At 58.0% G+C, this 19777-nt stretch carries 17 protein-coding genes; 11 read left to right on the top strand and 6 right to left on the bottom strand.

Annotated features, from left to right (window positions below; all coding sequences use genetic code 11):
• The 9 genes from K6G35_RS21445 to K6G35_RS21405 all read left to right on the top strand — a co-directional run bounded on the left by K6G35_RS21445 (position 1) and on the right by K6G35_RS21405 (position 8880).
• On the top strand, positions 1-771 hold the full coding sequence (locus tag K6G35_RS21445; protein WP_495677034.1) for an enoyl-CoA hydratase/isomerase family protein: 771 nt from the start codon (positions 1-3) through the stop codon (positions 769-771).
• Positions 764-1516 (top strand): SDR family NAD(P)-dependent oxidoreductase, encoded by a 753-nt coding sequence (locus K6G35_RS21440; protein WP_495677033.1) that lies wholly within the window; start codon positions 764-766, stop codon positions 1514-1516. Before K6G35_RS21445 ends, K6G35_RS21440 begins: the two co-directional genes overlap by 8 nt.
• 15 nt (positions 1517-1531) lie before the next feature.
• Positions 1532-2698: an acyl-CoA dehydrogenase family protein gene (locus tag K6G35_RS21435; RefSeq protein ID WP_495677032.1), complete on the top strand. Its 1167-nt coding sequence runs from the start codon at positions 1532-1534 to the stop codon at positions 2696-2698.
• An 11-nt stretch (positions 2699-2709) separates the two neighbouring features.
• Positions 2710-3585: a 3-hydroxyacyl-CoA dehydrogenase family protein gene (locus K6G35_RS21430; RefSeq protein WP_495677031.1), complete on the top strand. Its 876-nt coding sequence runs from the start codon at positions 2710-2712 to the stop codon at positions 3583-3585.
• 1 nt (position 3586) lies between these two features.
• Positions 3587-4234, top strand: a complete 648-nt coding sequence (locus K6G35_RS21425) for a 3-hydroxyacyl-CoA dehydrogenase family protein (RefSeq protein WP_495677030.1) — start codon at positions 3587-3589, stop codon at positions 4232-4234.
• A gap of 5 nt (positions 4235-4239) precedes the next feature.
• Entirely contained in the window at positions 4240-5370 is a 1131-nt protein-coding gene (locus K6G35_RS21420) for a CaiB/BaiF CoA transferase family protein (protein WP_495677029.1), read from the top strand.
• Between the two features lie 37 nt (positions 5371-5407).
• The gene (locus K6G35_RS21415) at positions 5408-6607 is read left to right on the top strand and encodes an ABC transporter substrate-binding protein (protein ID WP_495677028.1); all 1200 of its coding nucleotides are present in this window, start codon (positions 5408-5410) and stop codon (positions 6605-6607) included.
• Positions 6608-6623: 16 nt separating this feature from the next.
• A complete protein-coding gene (locus K6G35_RS21410) occupies positions 6624-8150 on the top strand; it encodes a 3-hydroxyacyl-CoA dehydrogenase (RefSeq protein WP_495677027.1) in 1527 nt (508 codons plus the stop codon).
• A 304-nt stretch (positions 8151-8454) separates the two neighbouring features.
• A complete protein-coding gene (locus tag K6G35_RS21405) occupies positions 8455-8880 on the top strand; it encodes a hypothetical protein (protein ID WP_495677026.1) in 426 nt (141 codons plus the stop codon).
• Between the two features lie 623 nt (positions 8881-9503).
• On the opposite strand, the gene K6G35_RS21400 is transcribed toward K6G35_RS21405, so the two are convergent.
• From K6G35_RS21400 to K6G35_RS21380, 5 genes are all read right to left on the bottom strand, one after another.
• Complete coding sequence (locus K6G35_RS21400) at positions 9504-10487, bottom strand: Bug family tripartite tricarboxylate transporter substrate binding protein (RefSeq protein WP_495677025.1); 984 nt, start codon at positions 10485-10487, stop codon at positions 9504-9506.
• A 558-nt stretch (positions 10488-11045) separates the two neighbouring features.
• Positions 11046-13127: an acetate--CoA ligase family protein gene (locus K6G35_RS21395; protein WP_495677024.1), complete on the bottom strand. Its 2082-nt coding sequence runs from the start codon at positions 13125-13127 to the stop codon at positions 11046-11048.
• Between the two features lie 37 nt (positions 13128-13164).
• Positions 13165-13953, bottom strand: a complete 789-nt coding sequence (locus K6G35_RS21390) for an enoyl-CoA hydratase/isomerase family protein (RefSeq protein ID WP_495677023.1) — start codon at positions 13951-13953, stop codon at positions 13165-13167.
• Between the two features lie 8 nt (positions 13954-13961).
• Complete coding sequence (locus K6G35_RS21385) at positions 13962-15209, bottom strand: acyl-CoA dehydrogenase family protein (protein WP_495677022.1); 1248 nt, start codon at positions 15207-15209, stop codon at positions 13962-13964.
• A 25-nt stretch (positions 15210-15234) separates the two neighbouring features.
• Entirely contained in the window at positions 15235-16029 is a 795-nt protein-coding gene (locus K6G35_RS21380; protein WP_495677021.1) for an enoyl-CoA hydratase/isomerase family protein, read from the bottom strand.
• 393 nt (positions 16030-16422) lie between these two features.
• On the opposite strand from K6G35_RS21380, the gene K6G35_RS21375 reads away from it, so the two are divergent.
• Entirely contained in the window at positions 16423-17202 is a 780-nt protein-coding gene (locus K6G35_RS21375) for an SDR family oxidoreductase (RefSeq protein WP_495677020.1), read from the top strand.
• A gap of 30 nt (positions 17203-17232) precedes the next feature.
• Entirely contained in the window at positions 17233-18714 is a 1482-nt protein-coding gene (locus K6G35_RS21370) for an NAD-dependent succinate-semialdehyde dehydrogenase (protein ID WP_495677019.1), read from the top strand.
• Between the two features lie 143 nt (positions 18715-18857).
• Here K6G35_RS21370 and K6G35_RS21365 read toward each other — a convergent pair whose 3' ends face one another.
• Complete coding sequence (locus K6G35_RS21365) at positions 18858-19700, bottom strand: oxidoreductase (RefSeq protein WP_495677018.1); 843 nt, start codon at positions 19698-19700, stop codon at positions 18858-18860.
• Positions 19701-19777 lie beyond the last annotated feature (77 nt).

The following is a 19777-nucleotide window of genomic DNA, read 5'->3' as shown; positions in this document are numbered from 1 at the left end:
ATGAGCACTGAACTTTCATTTTCCGGTCAGTTTGCAATCCTGACTCTCAACCGCCCTGAAGCGCTAAACGCTCTGAACTTTTCGACTCTCCGCGCATTTGGGGACAAGATCGAAGAGATCAAAGCCTCCGCGGCTCGCGGGTTGGTGATTGTCGGCGCCGGGCCTAAGGCTTTCTGCGCAGGCGCCGACATCAAGGAGCTGATGGATCGCGACCTGACCGCTCAACGAGAAGGCGCGCTGCTCGGTCAACGGGCTTTCGGCAAGCTGGCTGAGCTGACCATCCCTTCCGTCGCGGTGATCCATGGATACGCCTTCGGCGGCGGCTTGGAACTCGCTTTGGCATGCACGTTCCGCATCGCAACTGCGAGAGCAAAGATGGGGCTCCCCGAGATCAAGCTGGGCCTGATCCCAGGTTATGGCGGCACTCAACGTCTACCACGGCTGGTCGGCGAGACGCGCGCACTCGAACTCATCATGTCTGGCCGCAGCATCGACGCTACGGAGGCCACGCAAATCGGTCTCGTAAGCAAGGTCGTGGAGGGCGATGACCCCGTCGCTCTCGGTAAGTCCTGGCTAGAACCATTTTTGGAGTTTAGTCGTTGCGCCTCCCAGTTCGCTCGCGAAGCCGTTCAGCGCGCATCGACGACGACGCTCAGTGAAGGTCTTCGTATTGAGGCCGATTTGTCCACCCTCGCCTACCAAACGCAGGACGCGATTGAGGGAACGTCGGCATTCGTCGAGAAGCGCCCGCCGGTATTCAAGGATGCATGAAATGAGAAACCAGTGTGTAGTCGTGACCGGCGCCAGTCGTGGAATTGGAGCATCAATCGCACTAGAGCTCGCAAATCAGGGGTTCGAAGTCGCATGCCTCTCACGGTCCGGCGAGCTTCCAGGCACGGCTGCAGAAAGCGGCCTTGCGACCAGGCTCTTTGCCGTCAAGTGCGACATTACAGATGCTAAGTCCATTGCGAGCGCCTTCTCAACGGTCGCAGGAAGAACGCAGAACCATATCGTCGGCGTTGTGAACAATGCCGGCATGCACCTCCAGGGAAAGTCCAGCAATTTTCCCATTGCCGACTACGAGAAGGTCATGGTGGCAAACGCCACCTCCGTTTTCGCCGTCAGCCAAGTTGCATACCCTTACCTCGTACGCGCTGCCGGCGCCCTAATCGTCAACATTGGGTCGTTCTACGAAAAGCTTGGGGTGAGATCCAACGTTGCCTATTGCGCTTCAAAGGCAGCAGTCGGCGCCATCACCCGCTGCCTTGCGGTGGAATGGGCGCGAGACCAGATCCGGGTTATCAACGTGGCGCCAGGCTACATCGAGACCGACCTAAACCGGGAGGAACTTAACGCCGGTTCGCTTCGAGCATTCCTGGAGAAACGCATTCCCACCGGCGGTCCGGGAAGCGTTTCGGATGTAGCCTCCCTCGTCTCGATGCTCTATCAACTGCCCGGACGCTTCCTTACCGGTGAAACGCTGTATGTCGACGGTGGCCAGGGCATGGCCCTTTGACGACGGAGCAATGACATGAACATTCTTGAACGTCTCGACCAGAGCCTTAAGTTCTCTGACGAAGAGCAGATGCTGCTGGACAGTGTCCGCACACTATGTCGCGATGAGATCGCCCCAAGGGCAGCAGAATACGACAGAACCGCCGCCTTTCCCTGGGACAACATCAAGGCAATCAATGGTCTCGGTTTGAACGCCATGTTTGTTCCAGAGGCATATGGAGGCGTACAAACATCGTTTCTGAGCTATCTCGCATGTGTGCGAGAAATCTCGAAGGCCTGCGCGTCGACCGGCATCATTTGGGCTACGAACTTTCATGCAATGAAGCCGCTGATCGAGTACGGAAACGAAGAACAGAAGCTGCGCCTTTTGCCCAAGTTGGCCGAAGGTGCACTGGCTTCTCTCGCTATCACGGAGCCTTCAGCAGGTTCGGACGCCACCGGAATGCGGACTACCTTCACCCAAGAGGGTGACGAAATCGTGATCAACGGCGGAAAGGTCTTCATCACGAACGGCGACGTCGCGGATCTGTACCTTCTTTTCGGAAAGTGGTCCGGAATCGAAGACAGCAAGAAGTCCATCTCGGTCCTTGTACTCGAAAAGGGAACGCCGGGCCTCTCTGTTCTGAACACCGAACACAAGATGGGGACACGCGCGTCAAGCACTGCGGCGCTTTTGTTCGAAAATTGCCGCGTGCCCATGGCAAATCTACTTGGCGCACCTGGCGATGGCCTGAAGATCCTGTTTGGCTCGCTAAACCGCTCTCGACCGAGCGTCGCCGCTCATGCGTTGGGCATTGCGAGGGCCGCGTTTGAAGACGCCACCGCGTACATCAATGAGCGCAAACAGTCTGGCCGGCGGATCCTCGAGTTCCAGGGCATTCAGTTCATGCTTGCGGACATGGCATCCGAGCTGGTCTTGTGTGAGTCATGGCTATGGCGCATTGGCGAGATGGTGGATCAGGGAGCGACGGATTTTGGTGTGGAAGCATCCCTCCTGAAGCTTCGCGCTACGGACGCAGCTATGCGTATCACCACCGATGCTGTCCAGCTTCTGGGCGGCTATGGCTACTGCAACGACTATCGAGTCGAGCGTCTCATGCGAGACGCCAAGATCACCCAGATTTGGGAAGGCACCAATCAAGTACATCGTCAACTTATTGGTCGCAGCTTCCTCACGAAATAGGAGACGTTTAAATGACCGAAATTAGAACAATCGGCGTGGCTGGAAGTGGAACCATGGGCGCGGGCATTGCCATCGTCGCAGCACGTGCCGGATTTCGCACTATTGTCTACGACACGCGCCAGGATGCACTGGATCGGGCACGCAAACAGACCGAAGCATTTCTGACGAAGTCGGCAGAGCGAGGCAAGCTGCAGGCATCGGATGTGCCTCTCATCATGGACCGGTGGCAGGGCACCACAAGCCTGCAGGACATGGCGCAATGTGACCTCATCATTGAGGCCATCTTTGAGGACCTTTCCGTTAAGCACCAGCTCTTCTCGGCGCTCAACGAGGTCTGCAACGAGAACACGATTTTCGCGTCGAACACCTCAACGATCTCCATCACCGAGATCGCAGGTGGAAGTGGTCGGGCGGACCGGTTCGTTGGCATGCACTTCTGCCTACCGGCACAGCTCATGAAGTTGATTGAGATGTCGCCTGGCATCGCGACGTCCGAGGAGACATTCACCAAAGCGTGGCAATGCGCCGAGAAAATGGGTCAGAAGCCCGTAAAGACGCTGGACACGCCAGGATTCATCCTCAACTATTTCCTTATCCCGTTCAACAACGACGCTATCCGACTTGTGGAGCAAGGCGTCGCCGAACCGGCGGACATCGACGTTGCAATCAAAACGGCTCTGGGCTACCCGATGGGCCCGCTTGAACTGCTTGATCTGGTGGGGATGGATACGCAGAAGCTCCTGTGCGAAGCCATGCACGGCCTCACGCATGAGCCTCGCGCCGCGTGCCCTCCCCTGGTCCGTCGCATGATTGCCGCCAAGCGACTCGGAAAGAAGACCGGTCGCGGCTTCCATGCGTATGGTGATTCGAAAATGTTCGGAGCCTGATATGAGCTACAAGATTGTCAACAGCGGCGAAAGCCGCTCCTTTCCCGAAGCCCACCCGTTCCTAGAAAACGCTGCTTCGTCTGGAACCGGTGTGGTTTTCGTTGGTTCTGAAGCGGGTCAATCGTTCCTCATTTCGGCTTCAAACTCCGACAGCTCGTTCGTCGCGATCGAACTGGGTACTGAGTGCTTGGCCACTCACAATGGCGAACAAGACGGCGCAGAGACCTCAAATGTTGTTGGTTTCGCGCGCTTCCGTCTTGGCAACTCGGCTCCGAGCCAACTTGTCGAGCTAGTTAAGCAGCCGGGGACGAAGCAGAGTGCCATCGATGCCGCGCGCCAAGCATTCATCGAGGCAGGCCTCAAGGTCGCCGTGTGCAACGACTTCCCCGGCCGGATTGTGGATCGTCTAATCCGCCCGTACTACAACGCTGCCTTGCGCCGTCTCGACGAGAAACTCGCAACGGCCGCTGATATGGACAAGACCCTGTGCCTTGGACTTGGGTACCCGGAAGGTCCCATTTCCATTCTAGAACGAACTGGTTTGGAGCATCACTTCGCAGTCACCAGCGCCTTGCATGAGGCATTGGGACAGGAAGCGTATGCACCGGCACGCCGGGCCCAAGTTGCAGCAAATCGAGCAAAAAAGTAAGCGTCATGAATCTGCCCCTTGCTGGCGTAAAGGTCCTGGACTTCAGCACTCTTTTGCCCGGACCGCTATGTACCCTCATCCTGGCGGAAGCTGGCGCTGACGTCGTAAAAGTGGAGCGTCCCGGTCGTGGCGACGAGATGCGGACATACGAGCCAAAGCTCGGGGCAGATAGCATTAACTTCCTGCTCTTGAACAGAGGAAAAAAGTCCTTCGAGTTCGACTTGAAGGACGACCATGCTGTAGAAAAGCTCACTCCGCTGATCGTCGAGGCCGACGTCTTGGTGGAGCAGTTTCGGCCTGGAGTAATGGAGCGTCTGGGACTGGGCTACGAGGAATTGTCTAAGCTGAATCCTCGGCTGATCTACTGCTCCATCACCGGGTATGGACAGAAAGGTGAGCGCGCACAGCAAGCCGCTCATGACTTGAACTACGCCGCAAGCACTGGGCTGCTCTCAGTAACCAGCGACCGAGATGGAGCCCCCGTGCTTCCACCCGCCCTGATCGCCGACATTGCAGGTGGTAGCTACCCCGCACTAATAAATATTCTCCTCGCACTCCGGCAGCGAGATCAGACCGGCCAAGGTACATACATCGACGTGTCAATGGCTGACAACCTCTTCGCCTTCCAATATTGGGGGCTCGCCGATGGTGCGGGCGGCCAGTGGCCATCCCCAGGGTCAGGGGTAGTCGCTGGGGGTACTCCTCGGTATCAGATCTATCGCACGTCTGACGGCAAGTACCTGGCTGCAGCCCCTCTCGAGGACAAGTTCTGGAGCAACTTCGTTCGGCTTCTTCAGTTGGACGAGGGATACCTCTCCCGTCTTCCGTCCAAACAGGTTCACCAGATGGTGTCCCACGCGGTCTGCCAGCAGACCGCCGCGTTCTGGGAACGCAGATTCGAAGGGCAGGACGTCTGTACGGTACGCGTTGTCTCCCTTGAGGAGGCGGTTCATGATCCGCATTTTGTAGATCGCGGTCTCTTCCGTAGACGGGTCCGAACATCGGACGGCGACGAGATAGCAGCGCTGCCGGTTCCCGTGGCGGAGCACTTCCGCTCCGACGCAACGTCTTCGGATTCCCCCGCTTTAGGGTCGACCGTAGACCCCTATGCAATTTGGTCTAAGGCCAAAAACTGAACACAAGACCAAAATCAACAGTACGAAGGAGACAGACATGAACCGGCGACATATTCTCGCTGGCTTCGCAGGCCTTGCATTGCTTGGCGCGGCGCCAGTTCAGGCACAAGAAGCTGTTCGGATCGGAGTCCTGGTCGACATGACCGGCGTGTATTCGGGCATCGGTGGTCCCGGAGGCATTGCCGCCGTAAAAATGGCCGTCAAGGACTTTGGAGGAAAAGTCCTTGGCCGTCCCATCGAGGTCCTCACCGCAGACTACCAAAACAAGGTAGATGTGACCGCGACAAAAGCCCGTGAGTGGTACGACAGGGACAACGTGGAGATGATTATTGAATCTACCGATTCAGCCTCCGCGCTAGCACTCCAAAAGCTCGGTGAAAGTAAGAAAAAGGTCACCATCTTCGCCGGCTCCGCCACGACCGAACTTACGGGAAAGCAATGTTCGCCCTTCGGCATTCACTACGTCTATAACACCTACGCGCTTGCTCACGGCACGGCGCAAGCGATTGTCTCGGAAGGCAAGAAGAACTGGTTCTTCATCACAGCTGACTACGCATTCGGCCACTCGCTGGAAGAGAACGCAACTTCCGTTGTCCAAGAAGGTGGAGGAAAAGTCGTGGGAAAGGTACGGCACCCCCTCTCAGCGCCCGACTTCGCCTCGTATTTGCTCCAAGCTCAAGCGTCGAAGGCTGATGTCATCGCGCTCGCAAACGCTGGCAGGGACGCCCAGAACGCAGTCCGTCAGGCGGCAGAGTTTGGCCTCGGTAAAGGCAAACAGGTTATTGCCCCGTTGCTGATATTTGACAACGACCTGCGTGGCATGGGCCTGAACGTCGCACAAGGCCTTCAGTTCACGACAGCGTTCTATTGGGACTACAACGACGAGACTCGCAAGTTTGGCATGCGCTATCAGAGCGAGACCAAGCTTATGCCCACAATGGTCCAAGCGGGGATGTACTCGGCAACCACGCAGTACTTGAAGGCAATCCAGGCAGTTGGCAGCACCGACTCCGAGAAAGTGATGGCGTACATGCGAAAGACGCCCATCAATGATTTCTTCGTGAAGAACGGCCGTATCGAGGCAAATGGGCAGATGGTCCATGACATGTACTTGGCCGAAGCAAAGAAGCCATCAGAGTCAAAGTCGGCTTTCGATCTTCTCAAGATTCGCAAGGTCATTCCCGGCGCTACGGCTTTCCAACCCGTATCGCAAACCAACTGCCCGCTCAAGGGCTGATTGAATTCACAATCGAATGCAGAACTCAGCTATTCAGAACATTGGCATTGTTGGCACGGGTGCCATGGGCCGCGGTATCGCCCAGATCGCCGCGCAGGCCGGCTTGACTGTCCACCTGTTCGACACCAACGCACAGGCCGTGGCCTCCGCACGCCAGTACCTGCAGGATACTCTTGCCAAGCTGGCCGACAAGGGCAAGATCAGCGCTGCCGACAGCGAGGCCGCGCTGGCCCGCGTGAAGGCCTGCAGCGCGCTGGAAAACCTGGCCGGCTGCGACATGGTGGTGGAAGCCATCGTCGAACGCCTGGACGTCAAGCGCGACCTGGTGGCAAAGCTCGAAGCCATCCTGCGTGAAGACGCGGTGATCGCGTCGAACACCTCGTCGCTGTCGATCACGGCCATCGCCGTGGGTGCGAAGCTGCCGGGCCGCGTGGTGGGCTATCACTTCTTCAACCCCGTGCCGCTGATGAAGGTCGTGGAAGTGATCGATGGCCTGTCGGGCGACCCCGCCGTGGGCGACCGCCTGATGGAACTGTCGCGCCGCATGGGCCATACGCCGGTGCGCTGCAAGGACATGCCGGGCTTCATCGTGAACCATGCAGGCCGCGGCATGAACATCGAGGGCCTGAAGGCCGCGCAGGAAGGCGTGGCCGCGTTCGTCGACATCGACAACATCATGCGCGAGCAGGCCGGCTTCCGCATGGGCCCGTTCGAGCTGATGGACCTGACCGGGCTCGACGTGTCGCATCCGGTGATGGAGTCGATCTACAACCAGTTCTACCAGGAGCCGCGCTACCGCCCGTCGCCGATCACGGCGCTGCGCTCGGTAGGTGGCCTGCTGGGCCGCAAGACCGGCGCCGGCTTCTATGCGTATCCGGAAGGCCAGAAGCAGGTGCCCCCTGCGCAGCCGGTACCCGATGCCCGTCCGGCCAGCGTATGGGTAAGCCGCGCCAACGAGCGTGGCCACGCCATGACCGTCAAGCTGCTTGCCGCGCTGGGCGTGACCGTTGAAGCGGGCAACCAGCCATCGTCCGACGCCCTGATCGTGGTCACGCCGCTGGGCCTGGACGCCACCACCGCTGCGCTGGAAGAAGGCCTGGACGCCACGCGCGTGGTGGCCATCGACACCCTGATGCCGTTCGAAGCCACCAAGCGCCGCACGCTGATGACCACGCCAGCCACCAGCGCCGCCGCACGCGATGCCGCGCAAGGCCTGTTTGCCAGCGATGGCTTGCCTGTGACCGTGATCCGCGATTCGGCCGGTTTCATTGCCCAGCGCATCATCGGTTGCATCGTGAACATCGCCAGCGACATCGCGCAGCAGCGCATCGCCACGCCGACCGATATCGACCTTGCCGTGAATCTGGGCCTGGGCTATCCGAAGGGTCCGCTGGCACTGGGCGACACGATCGGCGCCCATGTGATTCTGGAAGTGCTGCGCAACATGAACCGCCTGACTGGCGACATGCGCTACCGTCCGAGCCCGTGGCTGTGGCGCCGCGCCGGCCTGGGCCTGTCGCTGCTGAGTGCCGAAGTCGAATAACAACTTGCCCCTCTGGGTCGACGAGCACGCTATGGCAAACGTTTCCACTTTCAGCAGACTCGCCCGGGAGGCGGCGGGTCAATGTTCCTCGCCGGAATGTTCCTCGCCGGAGTTCTCAACTCGGCTTCGGGTTCGAGCCGTTGAGTTCCGTCTGACTCGGATCAGAAATTTCAACGTACCGTTCCCGTTGAGCATACGGGTGACGGAGGGACTTTGCGAGGTCGAGACGCGCGGCTTTGCGCGATACTTGAAGCAGGGTGACTTCCGACTATTGCCCGCTTTCGAGCCCATTGGAATTTGCCTCATGCCGGGTGCCGCCATGGACATCGACAGGTTCACCACCCTCATTCGTTTATCTTCCCATTTTTCGTCCGCGCCTTTGCAGCTCGTCACCACTGACCAAAGCAACCGGCGGCCGCTCGCTGCTCAAATTTCTACGAAGATCTTCAGCGCCCCACACCTGGACTGGAGTCTGGAGACCACAGGAAGGATCGTCGGTCTGAAAGCTTCGGTCTTGTCGCGGCGACTAATGCACGAAGGGGAGAGCCTTCGCGGCATACTTCGACAGCAACGACTAGCTCGGTTCGCGTACGACATTCTCGCTGGGCTGGCCCCTCGTAACTCCCTCGACTATGGTTTCTCAGATCTCTGTCGATTGGAGAATGCGCTGCACGAACAGTTTGGCGCCTCCATCGAGCAAATGGAGTTGCTTGCAGACCCCCTACCCTGAGAAGATGTCATCGCGCTGCACTAACCCAACAGGCATGTCGATACGCCTGTAGCGTGACGGTCGGCACTTGGAATTGAGGTCGCATCCAATGCGGTCCACGGCGGATTCGCATGTGTGGCCCCAAGCTACCTCGGGAGCGGGGTCCTTCATGCTGACGCAAGGCGCGCGCAACGACCCTACGCACCCCTATCATTTCGGCGCTGCCCTATAGTGCACGACATTTGTCCCGGGTTGGCAGATTCTTGGCAAGAGGGACCTTATCCGGACCTTGAATAGGTCGTGGCCGTGGCCGCCCGCCGTAAGTGAGTCTTTCGCTGGCGCCGAGATTGAGCCGGCTTTGGAAGACAGCTTATCGCAATGGTCGCCTGGAAATGGGACACGCATCCGATGACTCTCACGATGTTTGGAAAGGAGAAAAGTTTGCTCGGCAGGGGTAACAGCCGGAGGACCTGGCAGCGGAAAAATGACAGGTATCGATACGATAACGCCGAGGCTTGGTTGGCTTCCGCCTCCGGTATTGAGTCGTTCAGGCTGAACGGGCATTCTGCTGTGACCGTGCCAAATGCGATTGCATCAAGGAGGAACGGTCACCACAGCATCATAGGGTAAGGCCTGACAGTGCCTTACTGCTTCTGAACATTCAGCTCAGCGGTGACTTTGGACATCTTGGCCATCTCCGACTTCAGAAAATCAGCGAACTCAGCAGGCGACTGCTTCATGATCTCGGTGCCTTCGGAGCGAAAGGTTGCGTCCAGCTCCGCGTTCGACAACGCGTAGCGCAATGCTACCGCCAAGCGATCGACGATGGCCTTTGGCGTGCCCGCCGGCAGGAAGAGACCAGACCAGTAGTAGTAGCTGAAGTCGCGGTAGCCCTGCTCAGCGATAGTCGGGAGGTTAGGAAGGGCGGAAATGCGCGTAGTCGACGAAATGCCTAGCGCCCTTACCTGTCCTGCCTTGATGTTTCCAGAAGTGGTGTCATATGAGCCGAAGATCATGTTGACACGACCACCGAGCACGTCGGGCATGGCCGCCGCGTTGCCCTTGTAGGGAACATGCAAGAGCTTGAGACCGGCACTGTGCAGGAACATCGCTGCGACCAGTTGCGTCGTAGTTCCAAGACCAGCCGAAGCGTAGGAGAGCTTGTTCGGGTTCGCCTTCGCCCGTGCCACAAACTCAGCCAGGGTATGGTCGGGACCTACCCCTGGAACCAGCAGCATGAACGGCGACCGAGCCATCGGCCCGACGCCCACAAAATCCTTATTGAGGTCGTAGCCAGGGTCCTCTTTAACGAAGGGTTGGATTGTGATCGTAGCGGCGTTGGCCAGAATCGTGTAGCCGTCTGCAGGTGCAGCCTTTGCAACCCGAGTGCCAACCAGAGTGTCGGCGCCAGAACGGTTTTCCACCACAATGGGCTGACCTAGATTCTCGCTCATCAACTTAACGACGCGTCGCGTTGTCACGTCGAGTCCACCCCCGGCGGAATTCGGCACGATCACCCGAATCGGCCGCGAGGGGTAGGTGTCGTTAGCCGAAGCGGGTTCAACCAATCCCAAAAATATTGCAGCACTTCCAAGCGCCAGCACCAGTGCTTTGACTTTAATTTTCATGTCCTTCGTCTCCTTTACTTATATAAACAGCGAAGGATACAAAGCAACTTCTGCGCCATCTATTTTTACGAAATATGCGTCATCGCACCATCGATACGCGCTTCGACGAAGTTACTAAGGAATCTCCATTTTTCGTAACTAGAGTTGTTGGGAACTTTCACAGGCACAGTAGTTGCATTGGCTAGTGCGAATCAGTTGTCTCTCGGTGCGCCGTTACCGCTATGCTTAGCGCGCAGCGATTCTGTCCGCCTCGTCTTTCCCCGAGGCGGTTTTTTTTGTGTGCTTTCGAAAGACAAGGTGACCTCGCCAAGGACATGAAATACACCCAGAGGATCCTCAGTAGATTCCGGATGGCCCCTCCAAGCATAAGCAATTTATGGAGGCTTAGAGTGGCGATGGATCCCAACTACGCTAGTGGCATTGCGGTAAGTGCGCGACAACCGTGGCCCAAAACAAAAAGGGCTGAGCTTGATGCTCAGCCCTTACTGCTAGCGCGTCGACTGCTGCGTCATGCGTCAGTCTGACTTTCTATCACTAGAATCCAACTTTTCGTGGATCTCAGCTGTTCGTTGTCACCAACGCGTCAACTGCACACAGCCCTTCGCCAGCGGGCCGTACGATGACAGGATTGATCTCTACTTCCCGGATAGTCGGGCTAGCCAGGAACGTGTCACCAAAGCGTGATGCTGCTTCTGCCAGCGCGGCAATATCAGCTGCTGGCTTGCCGCGGAAGCCCTGCAGTTGCGTCCACAGCTTCAGCTTCTTCATCGCTGCGATAACCTGTTGCGGCGTAACCGGGAGGGCCAAGTGCGCGATATCTCGGTACAGTTCTACTGCCACGCCGCCCGACCCAATGGAGAGCACGGGACCGAAGTCGGTATTGCGCATGCAGGATAGGACAACCTCGACGCCATCCCCCACCATCTCCTGAACCAGTACACCCATAGCCGGCTTGCCCAGCTGGCTTCGGAACGCCTGCGCATGGCGATCGACGTCCTCTGGCGTTTGCACGCGGAGTTTCACCAGGCCCAATTCGGTCTTGTGCTCCGATTCGGACGGCAAGACCTTTACGACCAGCGGATAGTTCAGCGACGCGCATGCTATCTCAGCGCGATCATTAGGCCCCAGTACCAGCCACTTCGCGGGAGTTAGCGCACTGTCCTCACAGAACTTCATGAGACTTTCCCAATCGTTGGGTGCCGGTCGCTCTTCAAGAACGCGGCGTTCGCTTGCCTTCGGCCAGGCATGCATCCGGTTGCGCATGTAGAGCCACGAAAGGGCACGCATAGTGACGGACGGGTCAGAGCTCAGTAGCACGCCGGCTTCACGGAACATCTTGCGCGTATCTTGCTCCATGTTCTCGCCAATGAAACTGACAATTACCGGAAGGTCCTGAGCCATGGACTTGAAAACTTCCACATTGTCCTGGAGATACCGGCGTCCGCTGCTGGCGAACTGGATAACAATCGCTTCCGTTCGAGCGTCGTCATGCACCGTCGCGCAGGCATCCCGGAACATAGTCGGGACCGTGTTGATCTGCCCCGTCAGATCGACTGGATTCTCCTTTCTCGCGAAAGACGGAAGAATCTCGTGAAGTGTAGTCACAGTCTCCTCGCGGAATTCCGCCATCGGGATCTCAAACTCACTGCTATGGTCGGCCAACAGCGCGCCGGCGCCACCCGAAGACGAGAGTACGGAGACACCGCCCTTCGCATCTCCAGTAACACGCGGATGCTTCAGAAAGGCCAAGGCCTCCACAGCGGCAAGGGCCTCCAGCAGGCTGTCCACCGAGATCACGCCTGCCTGCTCCAAGACATCATGGTAGACCGCATGCGCCGAGGCGATCTTGCCCGTATGCGACGCCGTTGCCTGCTGGCCCACCTCCGACCGTCCGGCTTTTAGAACGACAATTTGTACATCACGTTCCCGCGCCCTGTCCGCGATCTGCAGAATGCGATGCGCGTCGTCAAGCCCTTCGATATACAGCGCGACTACACGCACATCGTCCTGCTCGATAACCCAGCTCAGCGCATCCAGAGCGTCAAGGCAGGTCTCATTGCCGACGCTAACGATATAGGAGCAACCCATGCCGTTGTTCTGCAAAGAGTTACCGATCGCGCCGGCGAGTGCGCCGCTCTGGCTGACAACCGCAATCGGGGCATGCTGCACGACATCCAGATTCCGAAGCGCGGGGCTGAAGGTAAGCATCGTACGCGCGCGGACAGACCAAACTCCCTGGCAGTTCGCGCCGAGTACTTTCACACCGTACTGAGCCGCGGCCTCGGCCATCCTGTCAGCGTGCTCTTGGCCGCCCTCAACTTCTTCAAAGCCGGAACTGAACACAACTGCGTTCGTAATTCCCTTGGCTCCGCATTCCGCGATCACAGCAGGCACAGTTTGAGCAGGCGTGATGACGAGTGCGACGTCCGGAACTTCAGGCAACTCGGCGACATTCTTGTAAGCCTGCATGCCTTCAATTTCAGCATGGCTTGGGCTCACGGGATATACGCGGCCCTCAAATCCATGCTTAAGCAGGACTTTTACAAGGGAATTTCGCGGGCTGCCGACCTGCGGCGAAGCTCCAACTATCGCCACACTTTGCGGCCGGAAGAAGTTGTCGAGGGGGTGCTTGCTAGTCATTTCGATGCTTGATTCGTTAGCTTAAATTCGGTCGATGTCACTTGCCGGCGAACTTCGGGGGCCGCTTCTCCTTGAATGCAAGAACGGCTTCGGCGTGATCCTCACTTGTGCGTACGATTGGCAGGTTCGCCGCGACAATTTCATGGGCAGTTGCCAGGTCCTTGTCCATGCTGAACCGCATTACTCGCTTGATAAGCTGGACGGCCAGAGGCGCTCCATCGGCTACGCGACGAGCAAACTCCAGCGTACGGGCCAGAAGGTCGTCGTCAGGGAACACCTTGTTGACCAGGCCAATCCGTTCTGCTTCTTGAGCGTCTACCCAGTCTCCCGTCCAGAACATCTCCAGCGCCTTGGCCATTCCAACTACACGGGGCAGGAAGTACGCGCCGCCGACACCGGGAATCAAGCCCATACGTGCATAGGTTTCTGCAAACCGGGCGCTCTCCGCTGCGAAACGGATGTCACAAGCAAGCGCGATGTCAAGGCCACCGGCCGTCGCGAAGCCGTTCAAGGCTGCAATTACCGGTTTGTCAATTTCAGCGATCTTCCGAGGAAGACGCTGAATTCCGTCCGCAACCCTTGCCTTAATCCGCGCCGGGGTCATTGCCGCAGAGGCAGAGAACGTTTCGACGTCTCCGCCAGTCGTAAAGGCACGCCCTGTCCCGGTCATCACAATGACCCGTACTTCTGGGTCCGTACGGCATTGCTCTAGGGCATCCAGCCACTTTTGCAACATGTCGTCATTGAAAGCGTTGAGCTTCTCTGGCCGATTGAGCGTGATGAGCCCAATGCCGTTGTCAATCTCGAACTTTAGAAAGTCGGACATCGTTTCCCTCACGCGTTATCTTTTTGCCACTCGCGGATGACATCGTCCTTGCGAATGTCGCGCAGCCCAGTCTTCCCGTGGTGGCGATCCGCCAACTTGTAGCCGAGAGCGTCCTCGGCAATCATGATCTTCTGAACGTTTGCCGACCCTTCGCCAGTAAAGAACATGTCGGCATATGCGCGGTAGTACGACACCCGGTATTCCATAGCAAGGCCGTAGCCGCCGAAGATCTGCATCGCCTTGTCAGCACAGAACTTCGCGGTTTGCGAGGCGTGGAACTTGGCGATTGCCGCAATGCGGTTCGAAGGCTGACTCGCATCCATCATCATCGCGGCCTTGTACACCATGGCACGGCTCGCTTCGATTGCCACGGCCATTTCGGCGATGTCCGACTGGATCATCTGGAAGCGGCCAATCGGCTGGCCACGAACCTCACGCTCGTTGGCGTAGCGCACCGCATCCTCGAAACAGGCGCGCGCCACACCAAGCGCTTTGGCAGCTACGCCAACACGCCCTGGCTGCAGGGTTCGCATAATGATCTTGAAGCCTTCGCCTTCTTCGCCAAGGCGGTTCTCGACGGGAACCACGAAATCGTCGAGCGATACCACGTTCGTGCGGAACGACTTCGAGAGACCCAGCATGTCGATGGGCCTCGCAGTCCAACCGGGGTATTTTTTTGGCTCAACAATGAACGCCGTAACCCCTTTTGCACCGGCATCGCGATCCGTTTTCGCGAACAGAATTCCTACGTCCGTCTCGTTTGCGATGGATGCGAACATCTTCTCGCCATTGATGCGGTACACGTCGCCGTCGCGTCGAGCGAAGGTCTTCATGTTGCCCGCCGCGTCCGAGCCGCCACCGGACTCCGTCAGGGACATCATCCCGATCGTCTTGCCGGCCAGCAGATTCGGGACGTACTTCTGGATTTGCTCCGGAGTACCGCCGAAATAGATACAGCTCGGGCAAGTGGAACCCTGCTGGTTGTTGCAGGAGGCGAAACGTACGTCCAGGCGAACCGTCTCCTCCTGAATCACCGCCGCGGCCAGATAGCCCATGTTGCTGCCACCGACCGACTCGGGGAAGACGGCGCCATACAAACCAGCTTCACCCGCTTTCCGCACCAGTTCCCGTGGAAACTCGCCTCGCTTTTCGAAGTCATCCATCACGGGCAGCACCTCGGCTTCCATGAAGTGCTTGACCATGTCCCGAATAGCCTCGATGTCCGAGGAGGTGGTGGGGTCCTGATACGCGTCCATTACTCTGTCTCTCTATTGAATTGGTTTAGTTCTTTGCGGCAGCGCCAGTAAAGTCGGCACCGCGCTTCTCCATGGCAGCAGCGAGACCCTCACGGAACTCGGGGTTCGACATCGCCAGTACCTGACCGAAACCTTCAAACGCAAACATGTCCATCAAAGACGTTTCAAAGCTGCGGGCCATCAGTGACTTAGCCAGACCCATGACTTCCGCTGGACCACTAGCCAAACGCGCGGCTTCTTCCAGGCCTGCTGCTTCGACTTGGTCGTCGGGCACGATCTTGGCCACAATCCCTAGCGCTGCCGCTTCCTGCGCCGACATGGTGGCACCGCCGAACAGGAAGTTCTTTGCCTTCGCCATGCCAATCAGCCGAGGCAGGTGATACATGGTCCCGATGTCCGGCACCGTGCCCAACCTAAAGAAGCCCGACATGAATTTTGCGCTTTCGCCTGCAATAACAACGTCGCCGGTCAGTGCGAGACCCATACCACCGCCCACCGCGTGCCCGTTGACGCCGACGACCACCGGCTTATCCAGGGTAATCAACGGCGTCAGCCATCGACTCAAGTTGCGGAAGCGACGATGTACTGGCCAAGGGTCGCAGGCGTCCTTGAGCATGCGGAAGTCTCCCCCCGAACAGAACGTCGGGCCCCGACCCGTCAAAAGCACTGCACGAACCGCACGATCGCGTTCGGCTTGATCGACCGCCTCTCCCAACTGCTCGCGCAGTTCAGTGGTCAGCGAGTTGCGATTCTCTTGGCTGTCCAGCCGGATAACCAGCACTGAGCCTTGGCGCTCAGTGGTGACAAGCTCCTTCGACATTCGTAAGTCTCCTTCGATGCATTCAGTGTGGTACCTCCTCACTGCAATGCTCGTGCCAACTCTCAAGGTTGGTTTCAAATGCCCCGCAACCCTTGCAGATACAAGGGTCTTCTGCAAGGCAGCATGTGCCGTGTCTTCGGCTCAGCCCAGAATCCACGATTCGCTGTAGTCGGAAAAGACACTTGTGTACACCGCAGACACTACCTCATCTCAGCCAACACCAGTCTGTGGCCCTCTGACTATGGACTCGACTTTAAAAAAGTCCCGTTTACATGGACCTTTCGCAGTGACGCCGGTGTGGCACGCGGATTGCAGTAGAGGCTGCATGGGCATCCCGCCGTCCGGCAGCAGCCCTGTCTACTTCTCTACGTTACGAACCACGGAGCAGCACTAATGTATTCGAATGACACCCTGAAAGGCCGCACTGCACTCATCACCGGCGGAGGCACCGGCATCGGCTTGGAGATCGCGACGCTCTATGCGCAGTTGGGGGCATCGGTGATGCTGGTTGGCCGAAATGAGGAACGCGTCCAAGCCGCCGCAAAAGCCATTTCGGAAGCAGGCGGCAAGGCCGCTGCCCGCAAAGCGGACGTCAGGAACTACGAAGACGTACAAGAAGCGGTTAAGGCTACGGTAGATACGTTTGGCGGCCTTGACATCTTGGTGAATAACGCAGCAGGTAACTTCGTATGCCCGACGGCCGAGCTGTCCCCAAATGGCTGGCGCACCGTCATTGATATCGATCTGAACGGCACTTTCCACGGCTGTCACGCAGCGTACCCCTACTTGAAGGACGCCCCGGGCGGCGGCTCGATCATCAGCATCATCACAATGCTCGGAGTTACTGGCTGGCCTGGTGCTGCCCATGCGTCGGCAGCCAAAGGCGGCATTCTGTCTCTCTCGCGAACGCTCGCCGTTGAATGGGGCGGGGACGGAATTCGCGTCAACACCATTTCTCCAGGTCCGATTGGCGACACTGAAGGGGTCCAGCGCATGTATATCGAGGCTGGGAAGGGTGACCTTGAAGCTCGCAAGACGGCGCTCGGCCGTTTTGGCCGCAAGCAGGACATCGCTAACGCTGCAGTTTTTCTGGGCTCCGACCTTGGTGGCTATGTGACCGGCGAGAACCTGATTGTCGACGGTGGTCGGTGGCTTAAGTACGTCGCTAGCTAAATCAACCTGAAGCGCAACAGCTTACTGGACATGGAGATGCCGATTTCTCAAACTTCGCCTTCCTCGCAGGCCTCGCAGGCCTATCCCGCCATTGGACTCTTCATTAATGGTCAATGGCATTATGACCGGCCGGTATATTGCGACGTAACAAATCCGAGTACTGAAGAAGTACTTGGACAAGTTCCCGAGGCGACTACAGACGACTTGGACAGCGCATTGGCGGCTGCGGATGTTGGATTTCAAGTCTGGCGGGTAACGCCGCCTCAGCAAAGATCCAAAATCTTGCTCGAGGCGTGTCGGCTTCTGCGAGAGCGCAGTGAGGCTATCGCAACGATTATCACTCTTGAGCAAGGCAAGACCATTAGCGAAGCTCGCGGAGAAGTCAGCCGAGCGAGCACTTTTCTCGAGTGGGATGCTGCGCAAGCATTGCGGACCTACGGAACCATTGTTCCAGCGGAGTCGCAAATGCAGCAGTTGGTGTTACGTCAACCAATCGGCGCAGTTGCGGCGTTCACACCGTGGAACGTGCCTCTCAGCTCGCCCGCGCGCAAGATCAGTGCTGCTATCGCTGCCGGTTGCTCCATTGTTATCAAGGCCGCTGAGGAAACTCCGGGGACTGCCTGCGCCTTTGTGCAGTGCTTTGTTGATGCTGGCCTTCCGCCGGGAGTCCTCAACCTCGTTTTCGGCAATCCGGGAGTCATCTCGTCCACTCTCATCGCTTCGCCGGTCATTCGAATGGTCACCCTGACGGGCTCCGTACCAGTTGGTAAGCATCTCACCCAACTCGCAGCGGCCGCGATGAAGCCGGTGCTGATGGAACTTGGCGGCCACGCCCCTGTGCTCGTGGGTGCAGATGTAGATCCACGGAGTGTGGCAAAGTTGGCGACAGCGGCCAAGATGCGGATGGCTGGCCAGATCTGCGCTTCGCCCACGCGGTTCATCATTCACCAAGATGTATATGCGGACTTTGTGGACGCGTTTGCTTCGGCCTGCAACGAACTCCTGGTTGGTGACGGCTTTGCGGCCGGCTCTCAGATGGGGCCCGTAGTAAGCGCCAGAAGGCTGGCATCAGTTTCGGCATTGGTGGATGATGCCAAGGCGTGTGGTGCGCGAGTCGCAGCTGGTGGTCGGCGAGTCGGTGACCGCGGCTACTTCTACGCGCCAACGGTTCTAGCTGACGTACCAATGGCTGCAGATGCTATGCACACCGAGCCATTCGGTCCCCTCGCTCTCTGTGTTCCAGTGTCCGGACTAGACGAAGGAATCGCCTTGGCCAACAGCCTTCCTGTCGGTCTGGCTGGCTACGCGTTCACCAATTCGCTCCACGACGCGGAAAAGATCAGCCGTGAGCTTGACTGCGGCGTCTTGTCGATCAACCACTTCGGTAGCCCTGGCGCAGACACTCCGTTCGGTGGCGTACGAGAGAGCGGGTTCGGTCGGGAAGGCGGGGAGGAAAGCCTGAATTCCTACTTAGTAACGAAGACCGTCCTGCAAAGAACTGTCAGGATTTAAGGCGAAGCGCGGCGCAGTCGGTCTTAGGACCGACGCACCGCGTGAGATTGGCGCTGCAGTACAAAACCCCTGGGTCCCCTGTGCCGCGCTAGCCGTACCAGCGCGGCAGCACACTTGAACGTCGAGATGGCGCCTGCGCTGCCCTAGTCGACCATCGTGGACAGCGAAAGCGATTCCCACTTATCAAGCTCGGCACTCACTGCCTGGATATCCTGTCGGATCAGTTCGATACTGTCTCGTCCTAGCGGTAGGCGCAATGGCGGCTGCTCGGCGGCCACGAGTTTGCACAGCGCAGGACCAAACTTCGCGGGGTCACTTTCCTGCTTTCCGTGCCGTGCCGACACATAATTCGAGATAAGAGAATTGGTTTTTGCGTAGTCGGGATCGTCGATCGCATTCGAAACTAGCGACGGCCCCGCGAAATCACTGCGGAAGCCACCTGGCTCGATAATGGTGACCTTAATCCCAAGATGGGCGATTTCCTTGGCAAGCGCTTCTGAGTAGCCTTCCACAGCAAACTTGGATGCGCTATAGAAGGCGAATCCCGCGGCCGCTCCAAATCCTGCCTTGGATGACAGATTGATAATATGGCCGCTGCGCTGACGTCGCATGATCGGCAGTACCGCACGTGTCATCTCGACTAGGCCAAAGAAATTAACTTCGAACATTGGTCGATAGCGATCCGCCAGCGTGGCCTCCGCAACGGCGAGCAAACCGTAACCAGCATTGTTGACCAACACATCAAGTCGGCCGAATGCCTGCTCGACCTGGGCAACGACCTCATCAACTCGATCTTGGTCTCGCGCGTCCAGGTGGAAGGATCGCAAGCGGTCCGGATAGCTTTCCGAAAGGCCGTGACTTCCGTCTCTAGCGAGGACTGTCACCACCACCTGGTCGCCCTGTTCCAATGCAGCCTTCGCGGTTGCGTATCCAAGTCCCTTGTCGGCACCAGTGATGAGCCAGGTTCGTTGTGTTTGATCTTTCATGCGTAGTCTCCTTCTTCGAGCTTAGCTAAAGAAATTATTCTTACTGCCAATGCGTCGAACCTGCGTTCCCTTTGCTT

It is taken from the genome of Cupriavidus sp. HY129, assembly GCF_059492215.1.
Note: the sequence above shows the minus strand (reverse complement) of the source record. Positions and strands in the feature narration are given on the sequence as shown.

Bases quoted from the DNA above. Each gene is read 5' to 3' on its own strand.
- K6G35_RS21370 (WP_495677019.1), top strand. From the start codon at position 17,233: ATGGAGATGCCGATTTCTCAAACTTCGCCTTCCTCGCAGGCCTCGCAG.
- K6G35_RS21415 (WP_495677028.1), top strand. From the start codon at position 5,408: ATGAACCGGCGACATATTCTCGCTGGCTTCGCAGGCCTTGCATTGCTT.
- K6G35_RS21410 (WP_495677027.1), top strand. From the start codon at position 6,624: ATGCAGAACTCAGCTATTCAGAACATTGGCATTGTTGGCACGGGTGCC.
- K6G35_RS21390 (WP_495677023.1), bottom strand. From the start codon at position 13,953: ATGTCCGACTTTCTAAAGTTCGAGATTGACAACGGCATTGGGCTCATC.
- K6G35_RS21380 (WP_495677021.1), bottom strand. From the start codon at position 16,029: ATGTCGAAGGAGCTTGTCACCACTGAGCGCCAAGGCTCAGTGCTGGTT.
- K6G35_RS21405 (WP_495677026.1), top strand. From the start codon at position 8,455: ATGCCGGGTGCCGCCATGGACATCGACAGGTTCACCACCCTCATTCGT.
- K6G35_RS21440 (WP_495677033.1), top strand. From the start codon at position 764: ATGCATGAAATGAGAAACCAGTGTGTAGTCGTGACCGGCGCCAGTCGT.
- K6G35_RS21375 (WP_495677020.1), top strand. From the start codon at position 16,423: ATGTATTCGAATGACACCCTGAAAGGCCGCACTGCACTCATCACCGGC.
- K6G35_RS21365 (WP_495677018.1), bottom strand. From the start codon at position 19,700: ATGAAAGATCAAACACAACGAACCTGGCTCATCACTGGTGCCGACAAG.
- K6G35_RS21425 (WP_495677030.1), top strand. From the start codon at position 3,587: ATGAGCTACAAGATTGTCAACAGCGGCGAAAGCCGCTCCTTTCCCGAA.
- K6G35_RS21430 (WP_495677031.1), top strand. From the start codon at position 2,710: ATGACCGAAATTAGAACAATCGGCGTGGCTGGAAGTGGAACCATGGGC.
- K6G35_RS21395 (WP_495677024.1), bottom strand. From the start codon at position 13,127: ATGACTAGCAAGCACCCCCTCGACAACTTCTTCCGGCCGCAAAGTGTG.
- K6G35_RS21385 (WP_495677022.1), bottom strand. From the start codon at position 15,209: ATGGACGCGTATCAGGACCCCACCACCTCCTCGGACATCGAGGCTATT.
- K6G35_RS21420 (WP_495677029.1), top strand. From the start codon at position 4,240: ATGAATCTGCCCCTTGCTGGCGTAAAGGTCCTGGACTTCAGCACTCTT.
- K6G35_RS21445 (WP_495677034.1), top strand. From the start codon at position 1: ATGAGCACTGAACTTTCATTTTCCGGTCAGTTTGCAATCCTGACTCTC.
- K6G35_RS21435 (WP_495677032.1), top strand. From the start codon at position 1,532: ATGAACATTCTTGAACGTCTCGACCAGAGCCTTAAGTTCTCTGACGAA.
- K6G35_RS21400 (WP_495677025.1), bottom strand. From the start codon at position 10,487: ATGAAAATTAAAGTCAAAGCACTGGTGCTGGCGCTTGGAAGTGCTGCA.